Origin of the sequence: Actinoplanes sp. NPDC051851 (genome assembly GCF_040681165.1) — a bacterium.
Lineage (GTDB): Bacteria > Actinomycetota > Actinomycetes > Mycobacteriales > Micromonosporaceae > Actinoplanes.
Genome location: NZ_JBFAYF010000058.1, coordinates 1 through 19,480 on the forward strand (window position 1 = coordinate 1; position 19,480 = coordinate 19,480).

Consider the following 19,480-nt stretch of genomic DNA (forward strand, 5'->3'; position numbering starts at 1 on the left):
CGGGCGGGCCGGGCACGGGCGGGCCGGGCACGGGCGGGCCGGGCACGGGCGGGCCGGGCACGGGCGGGCCGGGCACGGGCGGGCCGGAGCGCTCTCGCCTGCGCCCGCGTGACCTGCTCGACGGCTGGCGCACCATCCTGGGGCATCCGGCGCTGCGCCCGTGGTTCTTCAACACGGTCCTGGTCAACGGCCTGATCATGGCCGCCTCCCCGCTGATGGCCGTCCTCATGCTGGACCGCCTCGGTTTCCCGCCCTGGCAGTACGGCCTCGCCTTCGGCCTCCCGTGCCTCGGCGGTCTGCTCGGTTCCCGCCTGGCCCGTCCGCTGGCCACCCGTTTCGGCGACCAGAGCATCCTGTTCACCTTCGGCGTGCTGCGCGCCTGCTGGCCGCTGGGCCTGGCGTTCGTCACCCCCGGCATCCCCGGCCTCGCCGTCGTGCTCACCGTCCAACTCGGCCTGGTCACGTGCATGGGCGTCTTCAACCCGGTCTTCGCCGCCCACCGCCTGTCCCGGATCCCTGCCGACCGCACCGCCCGCGTCCTCTCCGCCTGGTCCGTCACCAGCAACACGACGATCGCCGCGCTGACCGCCCTCTGGGGACTGCTCGCCACACTCACCAGCCCCCGCACCGCCGTCGCCGCCGCGGGCCTGCTGATCCTGGCCACCCCCTTCCTCGTCCCCCGCCGAACCCACACCGAGCACACCGCCCCGGCCCCACTCCCGGCGTGACCGCCGAGCGCCGCGCCCCGGGGCAGATGGTTCGTCCTGGCGACAGGTCAACCGGCTGGCGGCCGCCGGGGCAGTAGTGCCGGGGTGAGTCTTCGCGGTAACGCCAGGGTGAGTGCCGCAGCCGAGCCCGGCACCACCGGCACCGCGCCAGCGGGGTGACACCCGTGGCGCGCCTTGATGGACGGGGCACCCGCCGGTGGTGTTCAACGTGCCGCTGGCCCGCGACTGACGACCCGGCCGCTGTCACCGGGGCCGTGCGGCGGGTGTCAGCCCACCCCGGCCGTGCGCCGGGAGCCGAGGAGGCGGCAGATCAGGTAGATGGCGAAGGCGATCGTGGTCACGTACGGGCTGATCGGGACGCTGCTGCCCAGGGCCAGCAGGATGCCGCCGACCACCGAGACCACCCCGAAGAGCACGCTGAGCAGGACGACCAGGTGCGGTGTGGCGGTGACCCGCATCGCGGCGGCCGCCGGGGTGCAGATGATGCTGAGCACCAGCAGGGCGCCGACGATCTGGATCGACATCGCCACCGCCAGGCCGAGCAGGACCATGAAGACGCTGGACAGGGCGGCGACCGGGACACCGCGCGCGGCCGCCGTCTCCGGGTCGGCGCTGGCGAACGTGAGCGGGCGCCAAATGATCAGCAGACCGATCAGGACCACCGCGGAGGTGGCGAGCAGCCAGGACAGCTGCGGCGTGTCGACCGCGACGATCTGGCCGGTGAGCAGGCCGAACTTGTTCGCCGAGCGGCCCTTGTAGAGCGCCAGGAACAGCACGCCCAGGCCCAGCCCGAACGGCATCAGTACGCCGATGATCGAGTTGCGGTCGCGGGCCCGGGCGCCCAGGGCCCCGATCAGCACCGCGGCCAGCAGCGAACCCAGCAGCGAACCGGCGACCACGTTCACGCCGAGCAGCAGGGCGCCGGACGCACCCGCGAAGGAGAGCTCGCTGATGCCGTGCACCGCGAACGGCAGGTCCCGCATCATCACGAACATGCTGACCACGCCGCCGACGACGCCGAGCACCAGGCCCGCGATGATCGAGTTGTGGACCAGGCCGAGCAGTTCGCCGTAGTCCGTGAAGTCGAAGATCTGGTTCACGCGGCACCGTCCACCGTTCGTGAGGCGAGCGCCTCCTCCATCGAGCCTGTCCGAAAACGGCCTTCGGACAGGTAGAGGGCGCGATCGACGTACGGGAGAACGGGGTTGATCTCATGCGTGACGAAGAGGACCGCGGTGCCCTCGGCGCGACGCCGCTGATCGACCAGGGCCGTCGTCGCGTGCTGGCTGCGCTGGTCGAGGGAGAGCAGTGGCTCGTCGCAGATCAGCAGGTCGGGCCCGGCGATGAGTGCCTGGGCGATCCGCACCCGCTGCTGCTCGCCGCCGGAGAGCAGACCCACCGGGCGATCGGCGAAATCGGTCGCGCCGACCTTCTCCAGCATGGCGTCGACGCGACGGCGGCGGCCACCGCCGGGGAGGTTGATCCCCCAGCGGTGACCGGTCAGGCCCAGGCCGACCAGGTCCCTGGCGCGCAGCGGGGTGAGCGTGTCGATCCGTCGCTGCTGCGGGACGTACCCGATACCCCCGGTGATCGCGACCGTTCCCGAGGAGAGCCGCTGCTGACCGAGAATGACCCGCAGCAGGCTGGTCTTGCCGGAGCCGTTCGCGCCGAGGACCGCGATGAACTCGCCCGGCTCGACGTCGAGGGTGAGGTGCGACCAGAGGGTACGGTCGCCGAAGCTGAGGGACGCGTCCCGGATGGCGAGGGCCGGCACGACGATCAGCCGAGCGCCGTCTGGATCGCCGACAGGTTCCCGGCCATCCAGGTGAGGTAGTCCTCGCCCTCCGGCAGCGTCTCGGTCACCGGGACGACGGCGACCCCCGCGGCCTTCGCGGCGGCGAGAACCGTCTCGGTCTCCGGGCCGGAGGTCTGCGCGTTGTACGCGAGCAGCGCCACCTCTTTGCCGGAGAACAGCTCCAGGGTCTCGGCGAGCACCTTCGCGGGCACGTCGGTGCCCTCCTCGATCGCCTCGCTGAATGCCGAGGGCACCTTGTCCACCAGCCCGGACGCCTCCAGGAGGTAGAGCGGCACCGGCTCGGTGATCGCCACCGCGGTGCCGTCGTGCGCGCTCTTGATCGACGCCTCGGTCGACTCCAGCTGCCGCAGCTTCGTGGTGAACGCGGTGCCGTTGGCGCTGAACGTGGCCGCGTTCGCCGGATCCTTCGCGGACAGGGTGCTCACCAGCTGGGCGGTCAGCTTCTCGATGCTCGGGAAGTCGTACCAGACGTGCTCGTTGAGCTCGCCCCCGGCGGGCGCCGTCCGGCCGGAGATCTCCACCGCGTTGAGGACCGTCACGTCGGCGTTGCCGGCGGCCTTGAGCATGGTGTCGACGAAGTCGTCGTAGCCGCCGCCGTTCTCGATCACCACGTCGGCCTTGGCGAGCGCCAGCTGGGTCCGGCTGTTCGCCTCGTACGAGTGCGGGTCCGCCGACGGGTCGCTGATGATCGAGGTGATGTCCGCTTCATCCCCGGCGATCTGCCGGGCGATGTCACCGTACACATCGGTCGAGGCCACCACGGAGAGCGTGGTGCTACTCCCCTGATCCGTGTCGGTCGCGGTCGAGCATCCCGCCACCATCGTCACCAACGCCAGTCCGAGCCCGAGAGTCCGCATCTTACCTTCAAGTGAAATGACAACGGTTTTCATGTTGGCAAGACCCTAGGGCGCGGCCGCGTTCGTTGGCAACCCTCTTGGAAGTGATTTTCATATTCCCAGGTACGCCATAGGCCCGGCACAGTCACGGCCGCTACGGTCGGCCGCCGTGCCCGAAGCAACCGAAACCCGTCCCGCCGGGCTGACCGCGGCCATCGCCCTCTGCGCGACCGGCATCGTCGCCGGACTCCTCGGACCGCAGCTGCTGGCCGGGTCCGGCGGCGACGGCGCGCTCGCCACCTGGACCACGGTCTTCGTCTCGATCATCGTGCAGGCCCTGCCGTTCCTGGCCCTCGGCGTCGCCCTCTCCGCGGCGGTGACCGCCTTCATACCCGCCTCGGTCTGGCAGAAGGCCCTCCCCCGCCACCCGGTCGCCGCCGTACCGGTCGGCGTCGCCGCCGGCGCCCTGCTGCCCGGCTGCGAGTGCGCCTCGGTCCCGGTGGCCGACCGCCTGATCCGGCAGGGGGTCACCCCGGCCGCCGCGGTGGCGTTCCTGCTCTCCGCACCCGCGATCAACCCGGCCGTGATCGTCTCCACCGCCGTCGCGTTCCCCGGCCGCCCCGGCATGGTCCTCGCCCGGGTGGCCGCCTCCGCGGTGACCGCCCTGATCGTCGGCTGGTGCTGGACACGCTGGACCGACACCGCCTGGCCGTCCGTCGCCGCCCGGGCCTCCGCCGAGGGCTCCCGGTGGGAGAGGTTCCGGCTGACCGCCCAGCACGACCTCTTCCAGGGCGGGGGCTTCCTGATCCTCGGTGCCGCGCTCTCCGCCACGCTCAACGTGGCCATCCCGGCGTCGTGGGTCCAGTCCGCCGCCGCGGTACCCGTACTCTCCGCACTGCTCATGGGCCTGCTCGCGGTCGTCCTCTGCATCTGCTCCGAGGCCGACGCGTTCGTCGCCGCCAGCCTCTCGACGTTCCCGCCCAGTGCCCAGCTGGCCTTCATGGTCGTCGGCCCCGCCGTCGACCTCAAACTCATCGCCATGCAGGCCGGGACGTTCGGTCGCTCCTTCGTTCTGCGTACGGCGCCCCTGGCGTTCGTGATCGCGATCCTGACCAGCCTGCTCGCGGGCTCCCTGGTGTCCTGATGGCACGGACCGCACAAGCCCTCGTCCTCGTCATGCTCGGCGCCGTCCTGATCCGGATCTCCGCGACCGGCGAGTACCTCAACTACGTACGCCCCGGCCTCGGCCCGTATCTCGCCGTCGCCGGGGTCTTCTTCCTGGTCCTGGGCGCGATCGGGCTGGTCAGGGACTTCCGTGCCCAGGACGAGGCCCGGCGGGCGGCCGCGGCCCGGCGCGCCTGGGCCCGCACCCGCACCCACGGCCCCGGCGCGGTCACCACCCCCGCCACCCCCGCCGCGCATGACCACGGCCACGGCCACGACGAGTGGTACGGCCACGGCAGCGGCTGGCTGCTCTGCGTACCCCTGTTCCTGCTCCTCGTGCTGCCACCGCCGGCGCTCGGGTCCTATGCGGCCGGTCGCGCCGGGGCGTCCGCACCGGAACCCGCCGCGGGGGCCACCTACGCCACGCTGCCGACCGCCACCACGCTGACCGTTCGCGATTACGCGATCCGCGCGGTGTGGGACGAGGGCCGGACGCTGAGCGGGCACCGGATCACGCTCACCGGGTTCGCCGACACCACCGCGACCGACACGTGGTACCTGACCAGGATGCACGTGACGTGCTGCGCCGCCGACGCCCAGGCCGCCAAGGTCGAGGTGCTCGGCTCGCCGACCCGGTTCGCCCGCGGCCAGTGGGTCACCGTGACCGGCACGTGGCTGGCCAGCGACCCGGACGATCTGAACGGGACCGTCGCCCGCATCCAGGTCGCCGAGATCCGCGCGACCGACCAGCCGACCAATCCGTACGAGTGACGTCACTCTTCTCAGGCGTTCGCCGGCCGCCCGTGGCGGGCGCTCTCGACGGGAGCTCTCGGCAGGCGCACTCGGCGGGCGCACCCTGCAGGTGCACTCGGTAGGTGCACTCGGTAGGTGCACTCGGCGGGTCAGGAGGCCGGCACGGGCCGGTCGCGTTGCCGGCCGGCCTGGGCGAAGCGGACGACGTCGTCGAGCAGGAGCACGGTCGCCTCGTCGGCCAGGCGGTAGTAGACGTGGCGGCCCTCGCGCCGACGGCGAACCAACCCGGCGTCCAGGAGATGGCGCAGGTGATGCGCGATCGCGGTGGGGTGGACCGAGGCGTTCTCGGACAGCGTGCCCGGCGTCGACTCGGATGCTCGCAACAGCATGAGGATGTGTAGCCGATGCTCGTAGGCCATCCCCTGCAACGCCCGCACCGCCCGCGCCACATCCGTCACGGCATGCCTCCCCGCTTGTGCTCTCGCGTGCCCCAGGCCCCTCGCGATGCGAAACGGTATTCGTTTTCGTCTTACATCGTCTAATCGCTAGACGACCATGCGTTTCGCTCCCGGTCACCGCCCGTAGAGCATCCTAGGAGGCTAGTTCGAAGGAAGTAGTCGCGCGCTCAGGCGGACGCGCCGAGGCACCCCGGATCGCCAGCTCACCGCCCGCGGGGTGCCGCCCGGACGGTCCGCGAACGAACCCCGGCGGGCGGAGCCGACGATCCGCGGGCGGCGAGCGTTCGGGCGGGCGGGCGGGCGGCGAGCGTTCGGGCGGGCGGGCGGGCGTTCGGGCGGGCGCCCTGTCACGGGATCCGGTGTCCCGCCCGGGTGGTCCAGATGTGATCAGCGGAATCACCGCTGAGCGCCAGCCGGGAAGGGGACCGGGACGCGGGGCTGCTAACGGTGGGCGGCGAGGCGCAGGCCCAGGGCGATCAGGATGCCGCCGGTGGCCGTGTCGATGTGGCGGCGCAGGGTGAGACGCCGGCGGAGCCGGGTGCCGAGGTGGGCGGCGAACACACCCACGGAGCCGTCGATCAGGAACTCCAGCGTGATCAGGATGGCGCCCAGGGCCGTGAACTGGAGCCACAGCGTGCCGAGGGCCGGGTCGACGAACTGGGGGAGGAAGGCCACCGAGAAGGCGATCATCTTCGGGTTGGCGAGATTGGTCAGGACACCGCTGACGTACGCACGACGGCCGGAGATCGTCGCGTCGTCGGCGGTCACGATGAGGGTGCCGCGCCGGCGGATCATCTGGATGCCCAGGTAGGCGAGGTAGACCGCGCCGGCGACGCGCAACGCCGTGAACGCGGCCGGTACCGCGGTGAACAGGGCGCTCAGGCCGGCTGCGGCGATCAGCACGTGGATCGTCTCGCTGGTGGCGATGCCGCAGGTGGCGAGCAGACCCGCGCGGGGGCCGCCGCGCATCCCCGCGCTCAGCACGAACAGCATGTCCGGTCCGGGCGCGACGGTCGCGATGATCGTGGTGACGGTGAAGGCGGCGAGCAGGTGTGGATCGAGGGGCACCCGGTCAACCTGTCACGGCGGGAGCATGCCGATCAATGCATGCTCGCATCGCTCAGCATAGGGTCTGCCTATGCTCGATCCCCGCCGCCTGGCGCTGCTGCGGGACGTGGCGGCCACCGGGACCATCGCCGGCGCCGCGGCCCGTGCCGGGTGCACGGCCGCGGCGGCCTCCCAGCAACTCGCCACGCTCGAACGCGAGCTCGGCACGGCGCTGCTGGAACGCTCGGCGCGCAGTGTCCGGCTCACCGAGGCCGGGCGGGTCCTCGTCGAGCACGCCGATCCGGTGCTGGCCTCGCTCGCCGAGGCGGAACGCGCGGTTCGCCAGGTGGCCGGGCTGCACGGGGGCAGTGTGCGGGTCGCCGCGTTCGCCACCGCCGCCACGAGCTTCGCGATCCCGGCGCTGACCGCGTTCCGGCGCCGGTACCCCGGCGTCGAGCTGCACTTCGCCGAGCTGGAATCCGACGAGGCACTCCCCCGGGTCCGGTCCGGCGAGCTCGACCTGGCCGTCACCCATGACTACGCGCCGCTGTCCCGCCCCGACCTCCGAGGACTGACCCAGCGGCCGCTGTATCGGGAACCGATGCTTCTCGCCGTACCGCAGAAGCTGTTGACAGTGGAACGTGAACCGGTGTCGCTGGCCGATTTTGCCCAGGCCCAGTGGGTGGCCGCGCTGACCAGCACCGGCTTTCAGGCGGCGACCGAGATGGCCTGCCGGGCCGCCGGATTCGAACCGCGGATCAGCGTGCGGGTGCACAGCTACGAGATGGTGCTGGCGATGGTCGCGGCCGGTTTCGGGGTGTCGCTCGTGCCCACGCTGGCCGCGACCGCCCGGCGCGGGCTCGGCTACCTGCCGATCGGCCGTCCCGAGGGGCTGACCCGGCAGATCCACGCGACCACGCGGACCGGTGGGCGCTCCCCCGCCGTCCAGCACCTGCTGCGCTGCCTCACCGAGGCGCTGGGTAAACGGGCCGGCTGAGACCGGGCTCTCCCGCCGTCCGTCAGGACAGGGCGTCAGGGACACACAGTCGTAGGAGAGCGAGACGACCGATGGCCATTTCGGGTACGCAGGTACGCACCTCGGTGCACGTGGCGGCCAGAAGCTACGTTTACATCGCCAACGAGATCAACCGGCTCTTCCTCGAGTCGATTCAGAGCGCCGGGCTCGATCCCACCGCGTACGTGCAGATCCAGCAGACGATCGAGAACGGTCTGCGCACCTGGATCACCATGCATTATCTGGAGACCGCGCACCTGGAGATCCTCGACCGGGGCAGTCAGGTCGTCCGCAGCCGGATCGACCTCGGGCTCAGCTACGTCGACAGCCCCACCGAGGATCGCTACTCGACGGACATCGACCGGGTTCGTCAGGCGCTGGCGGGCACCCCGCAGATGGCCGGGTGTGAGTACCGCGTCGTGGTGACTCTCAAGGACGGCGCGCCCGCCGTCAGCGGGTGGGGCCCCACCGCCCTCGGCAGCATCGACCACCTTCAGCGCCAGGACGTCGGCAAGGTCATCGACACCGGCGGCGGCACCGTCCAGATGTACCGGTACCTGTGAGCCGGTACCGGTGAGGAGGAGAGCAGACATGCAGGTCAACTACCAGGTCGGCGGCGACAGGCACACCTACGACCCCGGGACCTCCGAGGATCTCGGCGACATCACCCGCGGCATCGAGGAGCACCTCCGGCGGAATCATCCGGAACTCGCCGGCCGGGACCACCTCACCGAGAAGATCGCCGACGGCCTGCTGAACGGGCTGGCGGGCGACGGCACCGACATCGAGCTGGGGGACCTGTCCTGATGGAAGAGGGTCCGGCTCTCTACAGCCTGCACCGGTTCTCCGGGCGGCCCGACGACCGCTCTCCGTTCGCCGCGGACTGGAAAGCCATCGTGACGGCGAGCGCACTGAAGGACACTCTCCTACGGTTCGTCGATACCCTGCAGCGGCTCGGCAGTGTGCCCCCGCAGGCCCTGGGGCTGCGGCGGGCGGTGCTGCTGTTCGGCCCGCCCGGCTGCGGCAAGACCAGCCTCGCCCGGGGGCTGCCGTACGCCTGGCAACGGGAGGATCCCCGCCGGGCGGCCGGCTTCATGCACGTCAACACGCACGCGTTGTTCAGCGGGTTGCGCGGTGGCGGGCAGAAGCTCGTCCTGCGGCTCTTCCGGGAGATCAGCGAGCAGGCGTCCACCGGCATCCCGCTGTTCGTCCTGATCGACGAGGTGGAGACCCTCGGCTCGAACCGGGGCGGCATCAGCCTGGAGACCAACCCGCTGGACGCGATGTACCAGGTGACGGCCTTCCTCGAGTCCCTCGACATGAGCGTCCGGGACAGCCCCAACGTGATCTTCGTCTTCACCACGAACATCCCGAAGGCGATCGACCGCGCGGTGCGCGAGCGCGTCGACTTCTCGCTCGAGGTGCCGCCGCCCGCCGCGGCCGAGCGGGAGAAGATCATGCTGTCCGCGCTGGGCGGGCTCTCGGTGGCGTACGACGTGGGACCGGTCCAGGCTGCCGCGAAGAAACAGGTCCGCGAGTGGCGCCGGCTGACGCAGTCGTCGGAGGGCATGTCCGGTCGCGCCCTCCGGCACGTGTTCGTGCTGGCCGCGACGCTGGCCCTCGGCTCCAAGGACATCACGATCGAGCATGTCGCCGACGCGCTGGCCATGGTCACGGCTACCGAGACCGGGCTGGACCGGGCGGGCGGCATGTACCTGGAAAACTTCCAAGGAAGGTGACCCGACGATGAAGGCAGAGCGTTCCATCACCGCTGCCCGGTACTCCGCCGGTCAGACCATCGAAAAGTTGTCCACGTTCGCCACCGACGTCCTGGCCGCTCGCCACTATCCGCACACCGGGCCCGTGGGTGACCAGCTGAGGTCGCTGACCCCGCTCTTCAACCTCCTCCTGGCCACCCGCACCGCCGGATCCCCCGCGCTCGTCGTGCGGACCGGCGACATGGAGATCGCTCTCCGGATCGACTACGACATGAACGCCGAGGACAACCTGTCCGTGCCGTCGATGGGCCTGCTCGACGAACTGCCGGCGGACGCGACGGTCGAGATCGCGGTGCTGGTCACCGAGGAGGTCGCGCCGGCGTTGGCCGCCCTGGTGAGCAGGGCCGATCGCCGGCCGGCCCGGATCACGCTCACCGACGCGGCGTCGTGGAGGCCGGAGCGCCCGGAGCCCGGCCCCGACGTTCCGCCGGTCCCGGAACCGGCCGGCGCGGACGACGGAGAAACCTCGCCGGACGACGCGACTCGGGCGGAGCAGGAGACCCTGGAGCAGGAGACCCTGGAGGAGGAGACGGCACGACCCGCGAGGTAGCCGGGCTCAGTCAGCGACGGACGGCCTGGTCATAGAAGGACAGGTCGTAGAGGCCGCCCTCGGGGGAGGCCAGCAGGTCGATGTCCTGAGGGGTCTCGAAGCCGTGGAACTCGTCGCGGAGTTCCAGGACCGTGCGGAAACCCGTCGGGCTCAGGGCGCCGCACGGGGCCAGGCCGTCCGGGGCCACGTTCAGGTCGTAGATCGCGGCGGCCAGTTCCGGCGTGGTCTCGGCGTCGACCAGCAGGGCGATCGCGGCGTCGCGGTGGCGGCGGTCGAAGACCCAGGACACCCCTCGGACGTACGCGCGCAGGAACCGTACCGCGACGTCCCGGTGGGTGGCCAGCCACTCGCGGTTGCCGGCCAGGACGCCGCCCTGGTAGGCGTCGAAGAGGCCGGCCACCGTGCCGATCACCGGCAGGCCGTCCGCGCGGGCCCGGACCACGCCCTCGGCGTTGATGATCGCGGCCTCCCACGAACCGTCGAGCAGGCCCTGGTAGCGCGCCGGCGTGCTCCCCGCCGACACCAGCGTGTAGTCGGTGTCGGCGGTCAGGCCCGCCTCCTGCAGGATCTTCTCGGCGGGCAGCCCGAACCCGGAGTGCGGGACGTCCACCCCGACCCGCTTGCCACGCAGGCTCTCCGCGTCGGGATAGCCCGCCGCGGCGGTGAGAGCCAGCCCGAGGCCCAGGTCGTGGGCGCCGACGATCACGTTGTCCAGGATGCGGCCGGCCGGGTTGTTCGGGTTGAGCTGGTAGTTGATGGCGTTGTCCATCGAGGAGACGATGAACTCGATCTCCTGCTGGTCGACCTGGATGAACGTCGGCTTCGAGGAGACGAACTGGGCGTAGTCGACGTTCAGCCCCTCGGCGGTGAAGAAGCCGTTCGCGACGGCGGCGAGCATCGGCAGCGAGCGGGACGCCGAGCGCACCCGGACGAGAGGCGGCGTGTCGGCGGCCACCGCGGGCGTCGCGGTGAGGACGTTGACCGCGACCAGGACGAGCGCGAGAAGACTCCGCATGCGATACATACTCGTCCATCGATGGATGCCGGGGGCATATCGCGGGCGTATCAAAAATCCGATACGACGTCGCAACGGGCCGCCCTCTTCGATGGGTGTATGAGCCACCCCACGACCGTGTCCGCCCCGCCCCGCCGTCTGCTGTTGCTCGGCGCCGTCCTCTTCTGCACATCGTTTCTCCTGTACGAGTTTCGCGGGATGTTCCTGATGGCGGCGCCCGCGTGCATGGCCGGGCGCTGGCACGGGTGCTACGACACGGAGAACGGCGTGGTGCTGATGACGCTGGTCTGGCTGCCGGTGGCCGGGCTGGTCGCGTGGGGGCTCGCGAGCGTGCGGCGGGCGGGTGGCGGCGCCGCGGCGTGGCGGATGTCGATCGCCGAGGTGGGCATGGTCTACGGGACCGCGCCGTGGCTGTGGCTGACCATGATGCCGGGTCCGGGCGCCGGGATCGTGCCGGGGCGGCTCAGCCTGATCCCCCTCGCCGACCTGGTCGGCATGGGCTGGCTCGGGATCGGCGGGAACCTGCTGGTCCTGGCCGCGCTGGGGTTCTTCGGCCCGATCCGGTTCGCGGCGCTGGCCTCGGTGCCGCGGATCCTCGCGCTCGGCGTGGGCTGCTCGGCCCTGATCGAGACCGCCCAGTACGTCCTCCAGCTGGACCGCGTGTCGTCGATCGACGACGTGCTGGTCAACGCGACCGGCACGGTACTGGCCGGGCTCGCGTCCCGGCGCTGGTGGCGGAGGTGAACCGCGGAAATAGGCTGCGGGGATGCGCGTACTGATCGTGGAGGACGAGCCGCACCTGGCGGAGGCCGTCCGGGACGGGCTGCGGCTGGAGGCGATCGCCGCGGACATCGCCGGGGACGGGGAGACCGCCCTCGAACTGCTCAGCGTCAACTCCTACGACCTCGCGGTGCTGGACCGGGACATCCCGGGGCCGTCCGGTGACGAGGTGGCGCGGCGCATCGTCGCCTCGGGCAGCGGCGTGCCGATCCTGATGCTGACCGCCGCGGACCGGATCGACGACAAGGCCTCCGGGTTCGGGCTGGGCGCCGACGACTACCTGACCAAGCCGTTCGAGCTGCGGGAGCTGGTGCTCCGATTGCGCGCGCTGGACCGGCGGCGGGGGATCGCGCGTCCGCCCGTACGGGAGATGGCGGGTCTGAAGGTCGATCCGTTTCGGCGGGAGGTCTTCCGGGACGGGCGGTATGTGGCGCTGACCCGGAAGCAGTTCGCCGTGCTGGAGGTGCTGGTGGCCGCCGAGGGTGGTGTGGTCAGCGCCGAGGACCTGCTGGAACGCGCCTGGGACGAGAACGCCGACCCGCTCACCAACGCCGTCCGGATCACCGTCTCGGCGCTGCGCAAGCGTCTCGGCGAGCCGTGGCTGATCGCGACCGTCCCCGGGGTCGGCTATCGCATCGACGCCGGAGCCGGGCATGGTTAGGGAGCCGGGGCTGAGCGTCCGCGTCCGGCTCACCCTCAGCTACGCCGCGTTCCTGATGGTCGCCGGTCTCCTGCTGCTCGCGACCGTCTGGGTCTTCCTTCTCCGGTACGTCCCGGAACGGGCGCTCCTGGTGCCGGGCCGGGTGGCCGGTGAGATGCCGGTGCAGGACGTCTTCCCGGTCCGCTCCGACCTGCTGCGGGCGTTCGCGCCGCGGGCCGCCGAGGTGCTGCTGTTCCTGCTGGTGTTCGGCCTGGCCGGCGGCTGGATCCTGGCCGGCCGGATGCTCGCCCCGCTGGCCCGCATCCGGGAGGCCACCCGGCTGGCCGGCAGCGGCTCGCTGGCACACCGGATCCGGATGACCGGGCGCCGGGACGAGTTCCGCGAGCTCTCCGACGCGTTCGACGCCATGCTGGAACGGCTCGAGTCGCACGTCGCCGAGCAGCAGCGGTTCGCCGCGAACGCCTCGCACGAGCTGCGGACGCCCCTCGCGATCTCCCGCACCCTGCTCGACGTCGCCCGCCGGGACCCGGCACGCGCCGGCGACGAGCTGATCGAGCGCCTGCACGCCGCGAACACCCGGGCGATCGACCTGACCGAGGCGCTGCTGCTGCTGCGCCGGGGATCCTTCCCGCGTACCGGGACCGACCTCTCGCTGCTCGCCGAGGAGGCCGCCGAGACCCTGCTCCCCCTCGCCGAACGGCGCGGCATCACCCTGGAGGTGACCGGCGAGGCGGCCCCGGTACGCGGCTCCGCCGCACTGCTCGCCCGGATGACGGCGAACCTGGTGCAGAACGCGATCGTCCACAACCTCCCGTCCGGCGGCACGGTCACCGTGCACACCTCGTCGTCGGGCACGGGCAGTGAGCTGCGGGTCGGGAACACCGGGCCGCCGCTGGACGCGGAGCTGATCCCGACGCTCACCGAGCCGTTCCAGCGCGGCACCGAGCGGGTCCGCACCGACGAGCACGCCGGGGTCGGCCTCGGCCTGGCGATCGTGGCCAGCGTGGTCCGGGCCCACGACGGCGTCCTCGACCTCTCCCCCGGCGCGGACGGCGGCCTGCTGGTGACGGTGCGGTTACCCCGCTGACGTCCCGGTGCCGATGCCGTTGAACCGGAACGTGCCCGGGCTCGTTGAGCCGGTACCGCCGTCTACCGGGAGTGCCACCATGTCAGCGATCCGCAAACGCCAGCCCTCGTACCAGTACACCCCGGAGAGCTTCGCCCTGCAGCAGGTGCGGATGGCGGTCCGGGTGGCGCTCCGCGACCAGTGGTACACGATGAACCAGACCGGCAACGAGTACCAGATCAACCACGAGGGCCAGGCGCTGGACCGGAACCCGTACTACCGGGAGCGGAACCTGGTCAAGGACCGGATGAACCAGGTGCAGCGCTGGGAACCCCCACGCGTCGCGGCAACCGGCCCGGGACAGCGCGGGAAGGGCCGGCCGGTGCTGCATCCCGCGATCGAACGGGCGATGCTGCTCGACCAGATGATCAAGCAGTACCCGGAGCTCAAGCGGATGCTGGCGAAGTCCGGGCTGGAGGACCGGCTCGCGTACGGCGCCGCCCGCGCGCAGGAGCAGATGAGGGTCGACCGGGAGGGCCGTACCGCCCGGAACCGCTTCGCCCGCGCCGCCAACATGTCCTCGCTCTACTCCAAGTCCATGCGGCCCCGCCCGGTGGTCGCGCAGCGGAACACGCCGCAGCCGGCCCTGCAGCGCCACGCCCCGGGCAGCGGCATGGCGCGGTGAGGCCTTCCCCGGGCGCCGGCCGATCATTACCGTCGGGTGGATGACGACGGCACTCGTACTCGGCGGCGGTGGGATCACCGGGATCGCCTGGCATCTCGGACTGCTCTGCGGGCTCCGGCGGGCCGGGGTCGACCTCGGCACGGCGGACGTCATCGTCGGGACGTCCGCCGGTTCGGTGGTGGGCACCCTGGTGGCGGCCGGCACCGACCTGGAGAAGGCCGTCGCGCTCCAGGAGGAGGAGCCCCCGGCCGGGCGGAGCGGGCGCAGCACCGGCGGGAACGCGCAGTGGATGGCCGCGCTCTCGGTGCTGGTCGACCCGGCGGTGCCCGCTCAGCAGGGGCGCGCGCAGGTCGGCGCCATGGCCCTGGCCGCCCCCAACCAGGACGAGGACGCCTACCTGGCGAGGATGCGACCCCTCCTTCCGGTACGCGACTGGCCCGAGCGTGACCTGCGCCTGGTCGTCGTGGACACCGCGGACGGACGGGACGTGGTGCTCGACCGCCGGTCGGGGGCGCCGCTGCTGCGGGCGGTCTCGGCGAGCTGCGCGGTGCCGGGCCTGATGCCGCCGGTGACGATCGACGGCCGCCGTTACATGGACGGCGGGATCCGGCTCGGGGCGGGCGCCGACCTGGCCACCGGCGCGGACCGGCTGGTGGTGATCGCGCCGCTGGCGGTGCTGAGCCGGGACCGGATCGCCGACGAGATCGCCGCGACCGGGGCCGGGAAGACGCTGCTGGTCGAGCCGGACGAGGCGACTCTGGAGATCTTCGGCACCAACTTCATGGACCCGACCCGGCGACCGGCGTCGGTGCGGGCGGGCCTGCGTCAGGGCGCGGCGCTCGCCGAGGCGGTCGCGGCGGTCTGGACGGACTGAGACCGGGCGGGCCGAGACCCGCGGCGGTCCCAGGCGGTGGCGACGAAGGTCGCGGTGAGCACGAAGAGCGCCGCGGCCGCGAGCAGCCGGGTCTCCGTGTGGCGGGCGGGGACGGCGAGCCCCAGTCCGGCGAGGGCGACCGCGGCCGGCGCGGCCACGGCGAGCCCGGACAGCCAGCGCCGCGTGCCACCCGCGGGGAGCCGGGTCCGGACCTCGTGCAGGGTGGCGGCCGTCGCGGAGGCGATCACCAGCAGGCCCGCGGCGGCGGCGAACCGGGCCGAGCCGAAGCCGAGCTCGTACCGGATGGCCAGCGCCGGGATCAGGAACAGGGCCATCCACCAGACCAGGCCGGTGATCAGGGTGTCCAGGCACGGGCCGGGGACGGCGGCGACCGGGCGGCGGCGCAGCCGGGTGGCGGCCGACCGGGCGGCGAGCAGCACCAGGCCCGCGGCGGCCATCCCGGGGAGGTGCGCCGGGAGACGGCCCAGGCTGTAGAGCAGGACGCTGTCGTAGAGCGCGAGCACCAGGTAACCGAGGGCGGCGGTCGAGGCGGCGAAGGCGAGCAGTTCGGCGGCGGTGCGCGGCCGGGCCACCCCGGGCGGCATGGCCACCCCGCCCGGCGCGGCCACTCCGGACGGTACGGCCACCACGGACGGCGCGGCCACTCCGGACGGCGCGGCCACTCCGGACGGCGCGGACACCCCGGACGGCAGGCGGCCCAGGTGGCGCAGGGCCAGGGCGGTGAGCACTCCGGAGACGGCGCGCAGTGCGAGGTCCTGGTTCGTGTACGGCGTACCCACCGCGATCTCGATCAGCCCGAAGGTGACCGAGTACGAGGCGGCCATCAGCACGACCACGGCGCTCCGGGTGATCCGGCGGTAGAGTCCGGGGTCGAGCCAGTTCACGATGGTCAGACAGGCGAGCATCCCGAACGGCAACTCCAGCAGCGACGGCACCCGCAGCGCGCAGACCGCGAAGAGCCCCGGCACGGGCGTGTGGTCCGCGATCCAGCGCATCACCGGGCCGTCGGCCAGCTCGAACCAGCCGTCCGGCACGTACACGGCCAGATAGGACATGTCCCCGTGACGGACCGCCAGGGCGTACACGGTGAAGAGCAGTTGATTGAGCAGGAGGAGGCCGGTGACCACGACCAACCACCCACCCGGTCGCGACCAGCGCGCCGGGCGCGGCGACGCGACCGGATCGAAACCGGTCAGCGCGCGCCGGGTTACCGGGAGTCCGGCCAGGACCGAGGCGGCGACCGTGCCGTGCAGCGCCAGCGTTGTACCCGTCACCCGCTGATTATGATCAAACCGACGCAACACAGCGGGAGAGGAGCCCCTCGATGACGGAGACGGTACGGCTGGTGCACGGCGCCGAGATGCCGCGGATCGGGGCCGGGACCTGGCCGTTGAAGGACGCGGACGCCGAACGGGTGGTCGCCGACGCGCTGACCGCGGGTTACCGGCTGATCGACACCGCGCAGGCGTACGGCAACGAGCGCGGCGTCGGTCTCGGGCTGAAGGCCGGCGGGGTCCCGCGCGAGGACGTCTTCGTGACCACCAAGTTCAACAAGGAGTGGCACGGTCGCGAGCTGGCCGCCGAGGCGGTCGCGAAGAGCCTGGACACGCTCGGCCTGGACTACCTGGACCTGGTGCTGATCCACTGGCCGAACCCGGGGCACGACCGGTACGTCGAGGCCTGGGAGGGGCTCGCGCGCCTGCTCGAGGCGGGCACCGTCAAGGCGATCGGCACCAGCAACTTCAAGCCCACCCACCTGAAGCGGATCATCGACGCGACCGGCGTGGTCCCGGACGTCAACCAGATCCAGCTCAGCCCGGCCTCGACCCGGCGGGAGGCCCGCGCCTTCCACGCCGGGCACGGCATCGTCACCGAGAGCTGGTCGCCGATCGGCGGCCAGGGCGTCAAGATCCTCGACGAGCCGCTGATCGGCGAGATCGCGGCGGCGGCCGGCCGTACGCCCGCCCAGGTGATTCTCCGCTGGCACCTGCAGCTGGGCCTGGTGCCGATCCCGAAGTCGGCCGACCCGCGCCGCCTGCGGGAGAACCTGGACGTGTTCGGCTTCGCGCTGACCGAGGCGCAGATGACCGCGCTGACCGGTCTCGACCAGGGCGAGTCGGCGGTCGTCGACTCGGACTCGTTCGGTCACTGATCCGTTGACCGATCCGTCGGCCGGACCGTCGGCCGGACCGCAGGCCGGGGCGCCCCGGGTTCGGGGGCGGCGTCCCCCGGCCGGGGATCCGGTGGTGGACCGGGCGATGGCGCTGCTCTTCGCGTTCGGCGCGGACCACCGGCGGCTCACGCTCACCGAGCTGAGCCGCCGGACCGGCATCCCGGCGAGCTCCGCGCTGCGCCTGGCGAATCGGCTGATGGCCTGGGGTGCCCTGGAACGCGACCCTGCGGGCCGCTTCTCGATCGGCCTGCGCCTGTTCGAGGTGGCCTCGCTGAGCCCGCGCGGCCACGGACTGCGCGAGGTGGCGCTGCCGTACATGGGCGACCTCGCCGAGACCACCCGCCATCACGTGCTGCTCGCGGTCCGGGACGGCGACGAGGCGATCCTGGTCGAGCGGATCTCCGGCCGTGACGCGATCCCGACCATGTACCGGGTCGGTGGCCGCCTGCCCCTGCACGCCACCGGGGTCGGCCTGGTGCTGCTCGCGCACGCCGGCCCCGCCTTCCAGGCGGAGTATCTGGCCCGGCCGCTGGTCCGGGAGCCGGAGCAGGTCCCGGTCGATCCGGCCGAGCTCCGCAGGACCCTTGCGCACGTACGCCGTACCCAGGCGGTCGCCCTGCGCCGCAACGTCATCGAGCCGCTGATGTCCGTGGCGTGCCCGATCCTGACCACTGACGGTGAGGTGGTGGCCGCCCTCGCCGCGATCGTCCCGGAGCAGAAGGCCGACCCGCGCCGCCTGATCCCGGTCGTCCAGCTCGCGGCCCGCTCGATCGGCCGGTCACTCGACGCCTCGCTCGGCGTCTCCCCGGGCACCTCACCGGGTACCGGGGCGTAACGCACCCGCAACAAGCTGCCCGGAAGTGTGATCCAGTCGTGTGAGCAACACCGCCTGTGATCTCCGCGGTTGCCATTCAATGGCAACGAGATTGAGGGTCGCCCCGCTCTCCGGCGATGGTTCAGTGGTGAGCACCGAGACCCTGACCCACCCCGCCCCCGCCGTTCCCGCCGCCGCAGCCGTCCCGGCGCCCGCCCCTGGCGCCGCGCCGTCCGCCGCCCCCTCCGCTTCATCCGTGACCGAAAGCGATCGCGGTTCGAAGCCCGCGCGCGGCCCGGTGCGGTGGAAGCAGTTCCTGATGACCGCCTCGGTGATCTGGATCCTGCAGACCACGGTCTCGACGGCGCTGCGCCCGCTGGTCGGCGACTGGCCCACGGTGCTGCGCTCGGGCGCGGTCATCGTCCCGGTGGTCTTCCTGATGGTCTACGTGGTCATGCCCCGCCTGACCCGCGCCCTCTCCGGCTGGCTGCACCGCCGCCGCTGACCCGCCGACCCGGCGTGCGGGGTTCCGGCTCCCCGCGAACCCGGGCGTCACGCGGGACGGACTCTCGGGGCGGATGACGGTGGGCATCGATGGCTACAGTGCGCGTGTGCTCACGCCGTCGCCGTCCGTGTACCGATCGAGCCTCGCCGTCTTCCTGGTCGTGGTCGCCGCCACCTGGTGGCACCCGCCGCACCCGGTGGAGCAGGCACTCCACCACTCGCTCACCGTCGTCGCGCTGCTGGTCCTGGTGCTCGTGCACCGGCGCAGGCCACTGCCGTACACCTCCCTTCTGTTGATCTTGATCTTCCTGCTGCTGCACTCGGTGGCGGCGCGCTGGATGTACTCCTACGTGCCCTACGACGACTGGACCGAGGCGCTCTTCGGCGTACGGCTGAACGAGGCGCTCGGCTGGCGGCGCAACCACTTCGACCGGCTGGTGCACCTCACGTACGGGCTCTGTCTCGCGCCGGTGCTGTTCGCGGCCTTCCGCGCGGGCGGGCGGGGCATCCGGTGGTCGGCGATCGCGGCGGTCGACGTGGTGCTCTCCACCAGCGCCTTCTACGAGCTGTTCGAGTGGGGTATCGCGATGACGCTCGCGCCGGAGGCGGCCGAGGCGTACAACGGCCAGCAGGGCGACATGTGGGACGCCCAGACCGACATGCTGCTCGCCACCTCGGGAGCGGTGATCGCGGTCTTCTTCTCATCTGCCCGGGCAGCCCGCCGATAGGTCGTCTCGTATCC

The 19,480-nt window shown here is 72.1% G+C and carries 24 protein-coding genes; 17 read left to right on the top strand and 7 right to left on the bottom strand.

Translation table 11 applies throughout. The features are described from left to right. Nucleotides 1-728: MFS transporter (locus AB0M08_RS37495; protein WP_364504372.1), on the top strand; the 728-nt coding region annotated here is incomplete at its 5' end. A gap of 266 nt (nt 729-994) precedes the next feature. On the opposite strand, the gene AB0M08_RS37500 is transcribed toward AB0M08_RS37495, so the two are convergent. The 3 genes from AB0M08_RS37500 to AB0M08_RS37510 are packed head-to-tail and all read right to left on the bottom strand — an operon-like array spanning nt 995 to nt 3,401. Next, nucleotides 995-1,828, bottom strand: a complete 834-nt coding sequence (locus tag AB0M08_RS37500) for a metal ABC transporter permease (protein ID WP_364504375.1) — start codon at nt 1,826-1,828, stop codon at nt 995-997. Next, nucleotides 1,825-2,502, bottom strand: a complete 678-nt coding sequence (locus AB0M08_RS37505; protein WP_364504378.1) for an ATP-binding cassette domain-containing protein — start codon at nt 2,500-2,502, stop codon at nt 1,825-1,827. The genes AB0M08_RS37500 and AB0M08_RS37505 overlap by 4 nt, the downstream gene beginning before the upstream one ends. 5 nt (nt 2,503-2,507) lie before the next feature. Beyond that, nucleotides 2,508-3,401 carry a zinc ABC transporter substrate-binding protein gene (locus tag AB0M08_RS37510; protein WP_364504381.1) on the bottom strand — a complete coding sequence of 298 codons (894 nt, stop codon included), beginning with the start codon at nt 3,399-3,401 and terminating at the stop codon, nt 2,508-2,510. A 148-nt stretch (nt 3,402-3,549) separates the two neighbouring features. Here AB0M08_RS37510 and AB0M08_RS37515 point away from each other — a divergent pair, with 148 nt between their 5' ends. Continuing rightward, nucleotides 3,550-4,524, top strand: a complete 975-nt coding sequence (locus AB0M08_RS37515; protein WP_364504384.1) for a permease — start codon at nt 3,550-3,552, stop codon at nt 4,522-4,524. After that, a complete protein-coding gene (locus AB0M08_RS37520) occupies nt 4,524-5,315 on the top strand; it encodes a TIGR03943 family protein (RefSeq protein WP_364504387.1) in 792 nt (263 codons plus the stop codon). The genes AB0M08_RS37515 and AB0M08_RS37520 overlap by 1 nt, the downstream gene beginning before the upstream one ends. A gap of 131 nt (nt 5,316-5,446) precedes the next feature. Here the strand turns inward: AB0M08_RS37520 and AB0M08_RS37525 are convergent, their stop codons facing one another. Beyond that, nucleotides 5,447-5,755 carry a metalloregulator ArsR/SmtB family transcription factor gene (locus tag AB0M08_RS37525; RefSeq protein WP_364504390.1) on the bottom strand — a complete coding sequence of 103 codons (309 nt, stop codon included), beginning with the start codon at nt 5,753-5,755 and terminating at the stop codon, nt 5,447-5,449. 441 nt (nt 5,756-6,196) lie between these two features. Next, a complete protein-coding gene (locus tag AB0M08_RS37530) occupies nt 6,197-6,823 on the bottom strand; it encodes a LysE family translocator (RefSeq protein WP_364504393.1) in 627 nt (208 codons plus the stop codon). 70 nt (nt 6,824-6,893) lie between these two features. Between AB0M08_RS37530 and AB0M08_RS37535 the strand changes: the two genes are divergently transcribed. The 5 genes from AB0M08_RS37535 to AB0M08_RS37555 all read left to right on the top strand — a co-directional run bounded on the left by AB0M08_RS37535 (nt 6,894) and on the right by AB0M08_RS37555 (nt 10,145). Next, on the top strand, nt 6,894-7,799 hold the full coding sequence (locus tag AB0M08_RS37535) for a LysR substrate-binding domain-containing protein (protein ID WP_364504396.1): 906 nt from the start codon (nt 6,894-6,896) through the stop codon (nt 7,797-7,799). A 71-nt stretch (nt 7,800-7,870) separates the two neighbouring features. Continuing rightward, entirely contained in the window at nt 7,871-8,380 is a 510-nt protein-coding gene (locus AB0M08_RS37540) for a hypothetical protein (protein WP_364504399.1), read from the top strand. 28 nt (nt 8,381-8,408) lie between these two features. Next, nucleotides 8,409-8,624 (top strand): hypothetical protein, encoded by a 216-nt coding sequence (locus AB0M08_RS37545; RefSeq protein ID WP_364504402.1) that lies wholly within the window; start codon nt 8,409-8,411, stop codon nt 8,622-8,624. Further along, nucleotides 8,624-9,556 (top strand): AAA family ATPase, encoded by a 933-nt coding sequence (locus tag AB0M08_RS37550; protein WP_364504405.1) that lies wholly within the window; start codon nt 8,624-8,626, stop codon nt 9,554-9,556. Before AB0M08_RS37545 ends, AB0M08_RS37550 begins: the two co-directional genes overlap by 1 nt. A gap of 7 nt (nt 9,557-9,563) precedes the next feature. After that, on the top strand, nt 9,564-10,145 hold the full coding sequence (locus AB0M08_RS37555; RefSeq protein WP_364504408.1) for a hypothetical protein: 582 nt from the start codon (nt 9,564-9,566) through the stop codon (nt 10,143-10,145). Between the two features lie 10 nt (nt 10,146-10,155). Here AB0M08_RS37555 and AB0M08_RS37560 read toward each other — a convergent pair whose 3' ends face one another. Continuing rightward, nucleotides 10,156-11,160, bottom strand: coding sequence for an ABC transporter substrate-binding protein (locus tag AB0M08_RS37560; RefSeq protein ID WP_364504411.1), 1,005 nt, complete (start codon nt 11,158-11,160; stop codon nt 10,156-10,158). Nucleotides 11,161-11,259: 99 nt separating this feature from the next. On the opposite strand from AB0M08_RS37560, the gene AB0M08_RS37565 reads away from it, so the two are divergent. From AB0M08_RS37565 to AB0M08_RS37585, 5 genes are all read left to right on the top strand, one after another. Next, nucleotides 11,260-11,904, top strand: coding sequence for a VanZ family protein (locus AB0M08_RS37565; protein ID WP_364504414.1), 645 nt, complete (start codon nt 11,260-11,262; stop codon nt 11,902-11,904). A 22-nt stretch (nt 11,905-11,926) separates the two neighbouring features. Further along, nucleotides 11,927-12,601 (top strand): response regulator transcription factor, encoded by a 675-nt coding sequence (locus AB0M08_RS37570; RefSeq protein ID WP_364504417.1) that lies wholly within the window; start codon nt 11,927-11,929, stop codon nt 12,599-12,601. Beyond that, on the top strand, nt 12,594-13,688 hold the full coding sequence (locus AB0M08_RS37575) for a HAMP domain-containing sensor histidine kinase (protein ID WP_364504420.1): 1,095 nt from the start codon (nt 12,594-12,596) through the stop codon (nt 13,686-13,688). The genes AB0M08_RS37570 and AB0M08_RS37575 overlap by 8 nt, the downstream gene beginning before the upstream one ends. Before the next feature lie 79 nt (nt 13,689-13,767). Further along, complete coding sequence (locus tag AB0M08_RS37580) at nt 13,768-14,352, top strand: hypothetical protein (RefSeq protein WP_364504423.1); 585 nt, start codon at nt 13,768-13,770, stop codon at nt 14,350-14,352. Nucleotides 14,353-14,392: 40 nt separating this feature from the next. Then, nucleotides 14,393-15,226 carry a patatin-like phospholipase family protein gene (locus AB0M08_RS37585; RefSeq protein WP_364504426.1) on the top strand — a complete coding sequence of 278 codons (834 nt, stop codon included), beginning with the start codon at nt 14,393-14,395 and terminating at the stop codon, nt 15,224-15,226. Here the strand turns inward: AB0M08_RS37585 and AB0M08_RS37590 are convergent. Continuing rightward, entirely contained in the window at nt 15,178-16,521 is a 1,344-nt protein-coding gene (locus tag AB0M08_RS37590; protein WP_364504429.1) for a hypothetical protein, read from the bottom strand. The genes AB0M08_RS37585 and AB0M08_RS37590 overlap by 49 nt on opposite strands. Nucleotides 16,522-16,571: 50 nt before the next feature. On the opposite strand from AB0M08_RS37590, the gene AB0M08_RS37595 reads away from it, so the two are divergent. The 4 genes from AB0M08_RS37595 (at nt 16,572) to AB0M08_RS37610 (ending at nt 19,466) form a co-directional block, all read left to right on the top strand. Continuing rightward, the gene (locus AB0M08_RS37595) at nt 16,572-17,399 is read left to right on the top strand and encodes an aldo/keto reductase (RefSeq protein ID WP_364504432.1); all 828 of its coding nucleotides are present in this window, start codon (nt 16,572-16,574) and stop codon (nt 17,397-17,399) included. A 4-nt stretch (nt 17,400-17,403) separates the two neighbouring features. After that, nucleotides 17,404-18,255, top strand: a complete 852-nt coding sequence (locus AB0M08_RS37600) for an IclR family transcriptional regulator (protein ID WP_364504435.1) — start codon at nt 17,404-17,406, stop codon at nt 18,253-18,255. Between the two features lie 127 nt (nt 18,256-18,382). Continuing rightward, nucleotides 18,383-18,739, top strand: coding sequence for a hypothetical protein (locus tag AB0M08_RS37605; RefSeq protein ID WP_364504437.1), 357 nt, complete (start codon nt 18,383-18,385; stop codon nt 18,737-18,739). A gap of 106 nt (nt 18,740-18,845) precedes the next feature. Then, nucleotides 18,846-19,466, top strand: a complete 621-nt coding sequence (locus AB0M08_RS37610) for a DUF2238 domain-containing protein (protein WP_364504440.1) — start codon at nt 18,846-18,848, stop codon at nt 19,464-19,466. Nucleotides 19,467-19,480 lie beyond the last annotated feature (14 nt).

Excerpts from the sequence above, each read along its gene's own strand:
- AB0M08_RS37540 (WP_364504399.1), top strand. The coding sequence starts at position 7,871 with ATGGCCATTTCGGGTACGCAGGTACGCACCTCGGTGCACGTGGCGGCC.
- AB0M08_RS37565 (WP_364504414.1), top strand. The coding sequence starts at position 11,260 with ATGAGCCACCCCACGACCGTGTCCGCCCCGCCCCGCCGTCTGCTGTTG.
- AB0M08_RS37510 (WP_364504381.1), bottom strand. The coding sequence starts at position 3,401 with ATGCGGACTCTCGGGCTCGGACTGGCGTTGGTGACGATGGTGGCGGGA.
- AB0M08_RS37585 (WP_364504426.1), top strand. The coding sequence starts at position 14,393 with ATGACGACGGCACTCGTACTCGGCGGCGGTGGGATCACCGGGATCGCC.
- AB0M08_RS37575 (WP_364504420.1), top strand. The coding sequence starts at position 12,594 with ATGGTTAGGGAGCCGGGGCTGAGCGTCCGCGTCCGGCTCACCCTCAGC.
- AB0M08_RS37550 (WP_364504405.1), top strand. The coding sequence starts at position 8,624 with ATGGAAGAGGGTCCGGCTCTCTACAGCCTGCACCGGTTCTCCGGGCGG.
- AB0M08_RS37555 (WP_364504408.1), top strand. The coding sequence starts at position 9,564 with ATGAAGGCAGAGCGTTCCATCACCGCTGCCCGGTACTCCGCCGGTCAG.
- AB0M08_RS37560 (WP_364504411.1), bottom strand. The coding sequence starts at position 11,160 with ATGCGGAGTCTTCTCGCGCTCGTCCTGGTCGCGGTCAACGTCCTCACC.
- AB0M08_RS37595 (WP_364504432.1), top strand. The coding sequence starts at position 16,572 with ATGACGGAGACGGTACGGCTGGTGCACGGCGCCGAGATGCCGCGGATC.
- AB0M08_RS37580 (WP_364504423.1), top strand. The coding sequence starts at position 13,768 with ATGTCAGCGATCCGCAAACGCCAGCCCTCGTACCAGTACACCCCGGAG.
- AB0M08_RS37520 (WP_364504387.1), top strand. The coding sequence starts at position 4,524 with ATGGCACGGACCGCACAAGCCCTCGTCCTCGTCATGCTCGGCGCCGTC.
- AB0M08_RS37535 (WP_364504396.1), top strand. The coding sequence starts at position 6,894 with ATGCTCGATCCCCGCCGCCTGGCGCTGCTGCGGGACGTGGCGGCCACC.
- AB0M08_RS37570 (WP_364504417.1), top strand. The coding sequence starts at position 11,927 with ATGCGCGTACTGATCGTGGAGGACGAGCCGCACCTGGCGGAGGCCGTC.
- AB0M08_RS37545 (WP_364504402.1), top strand. The coding sequence starts at position 8,409 with ATGCAGGTCAACTACCAGGTCGGCGGCGACAGGCACACCTACGACCCC.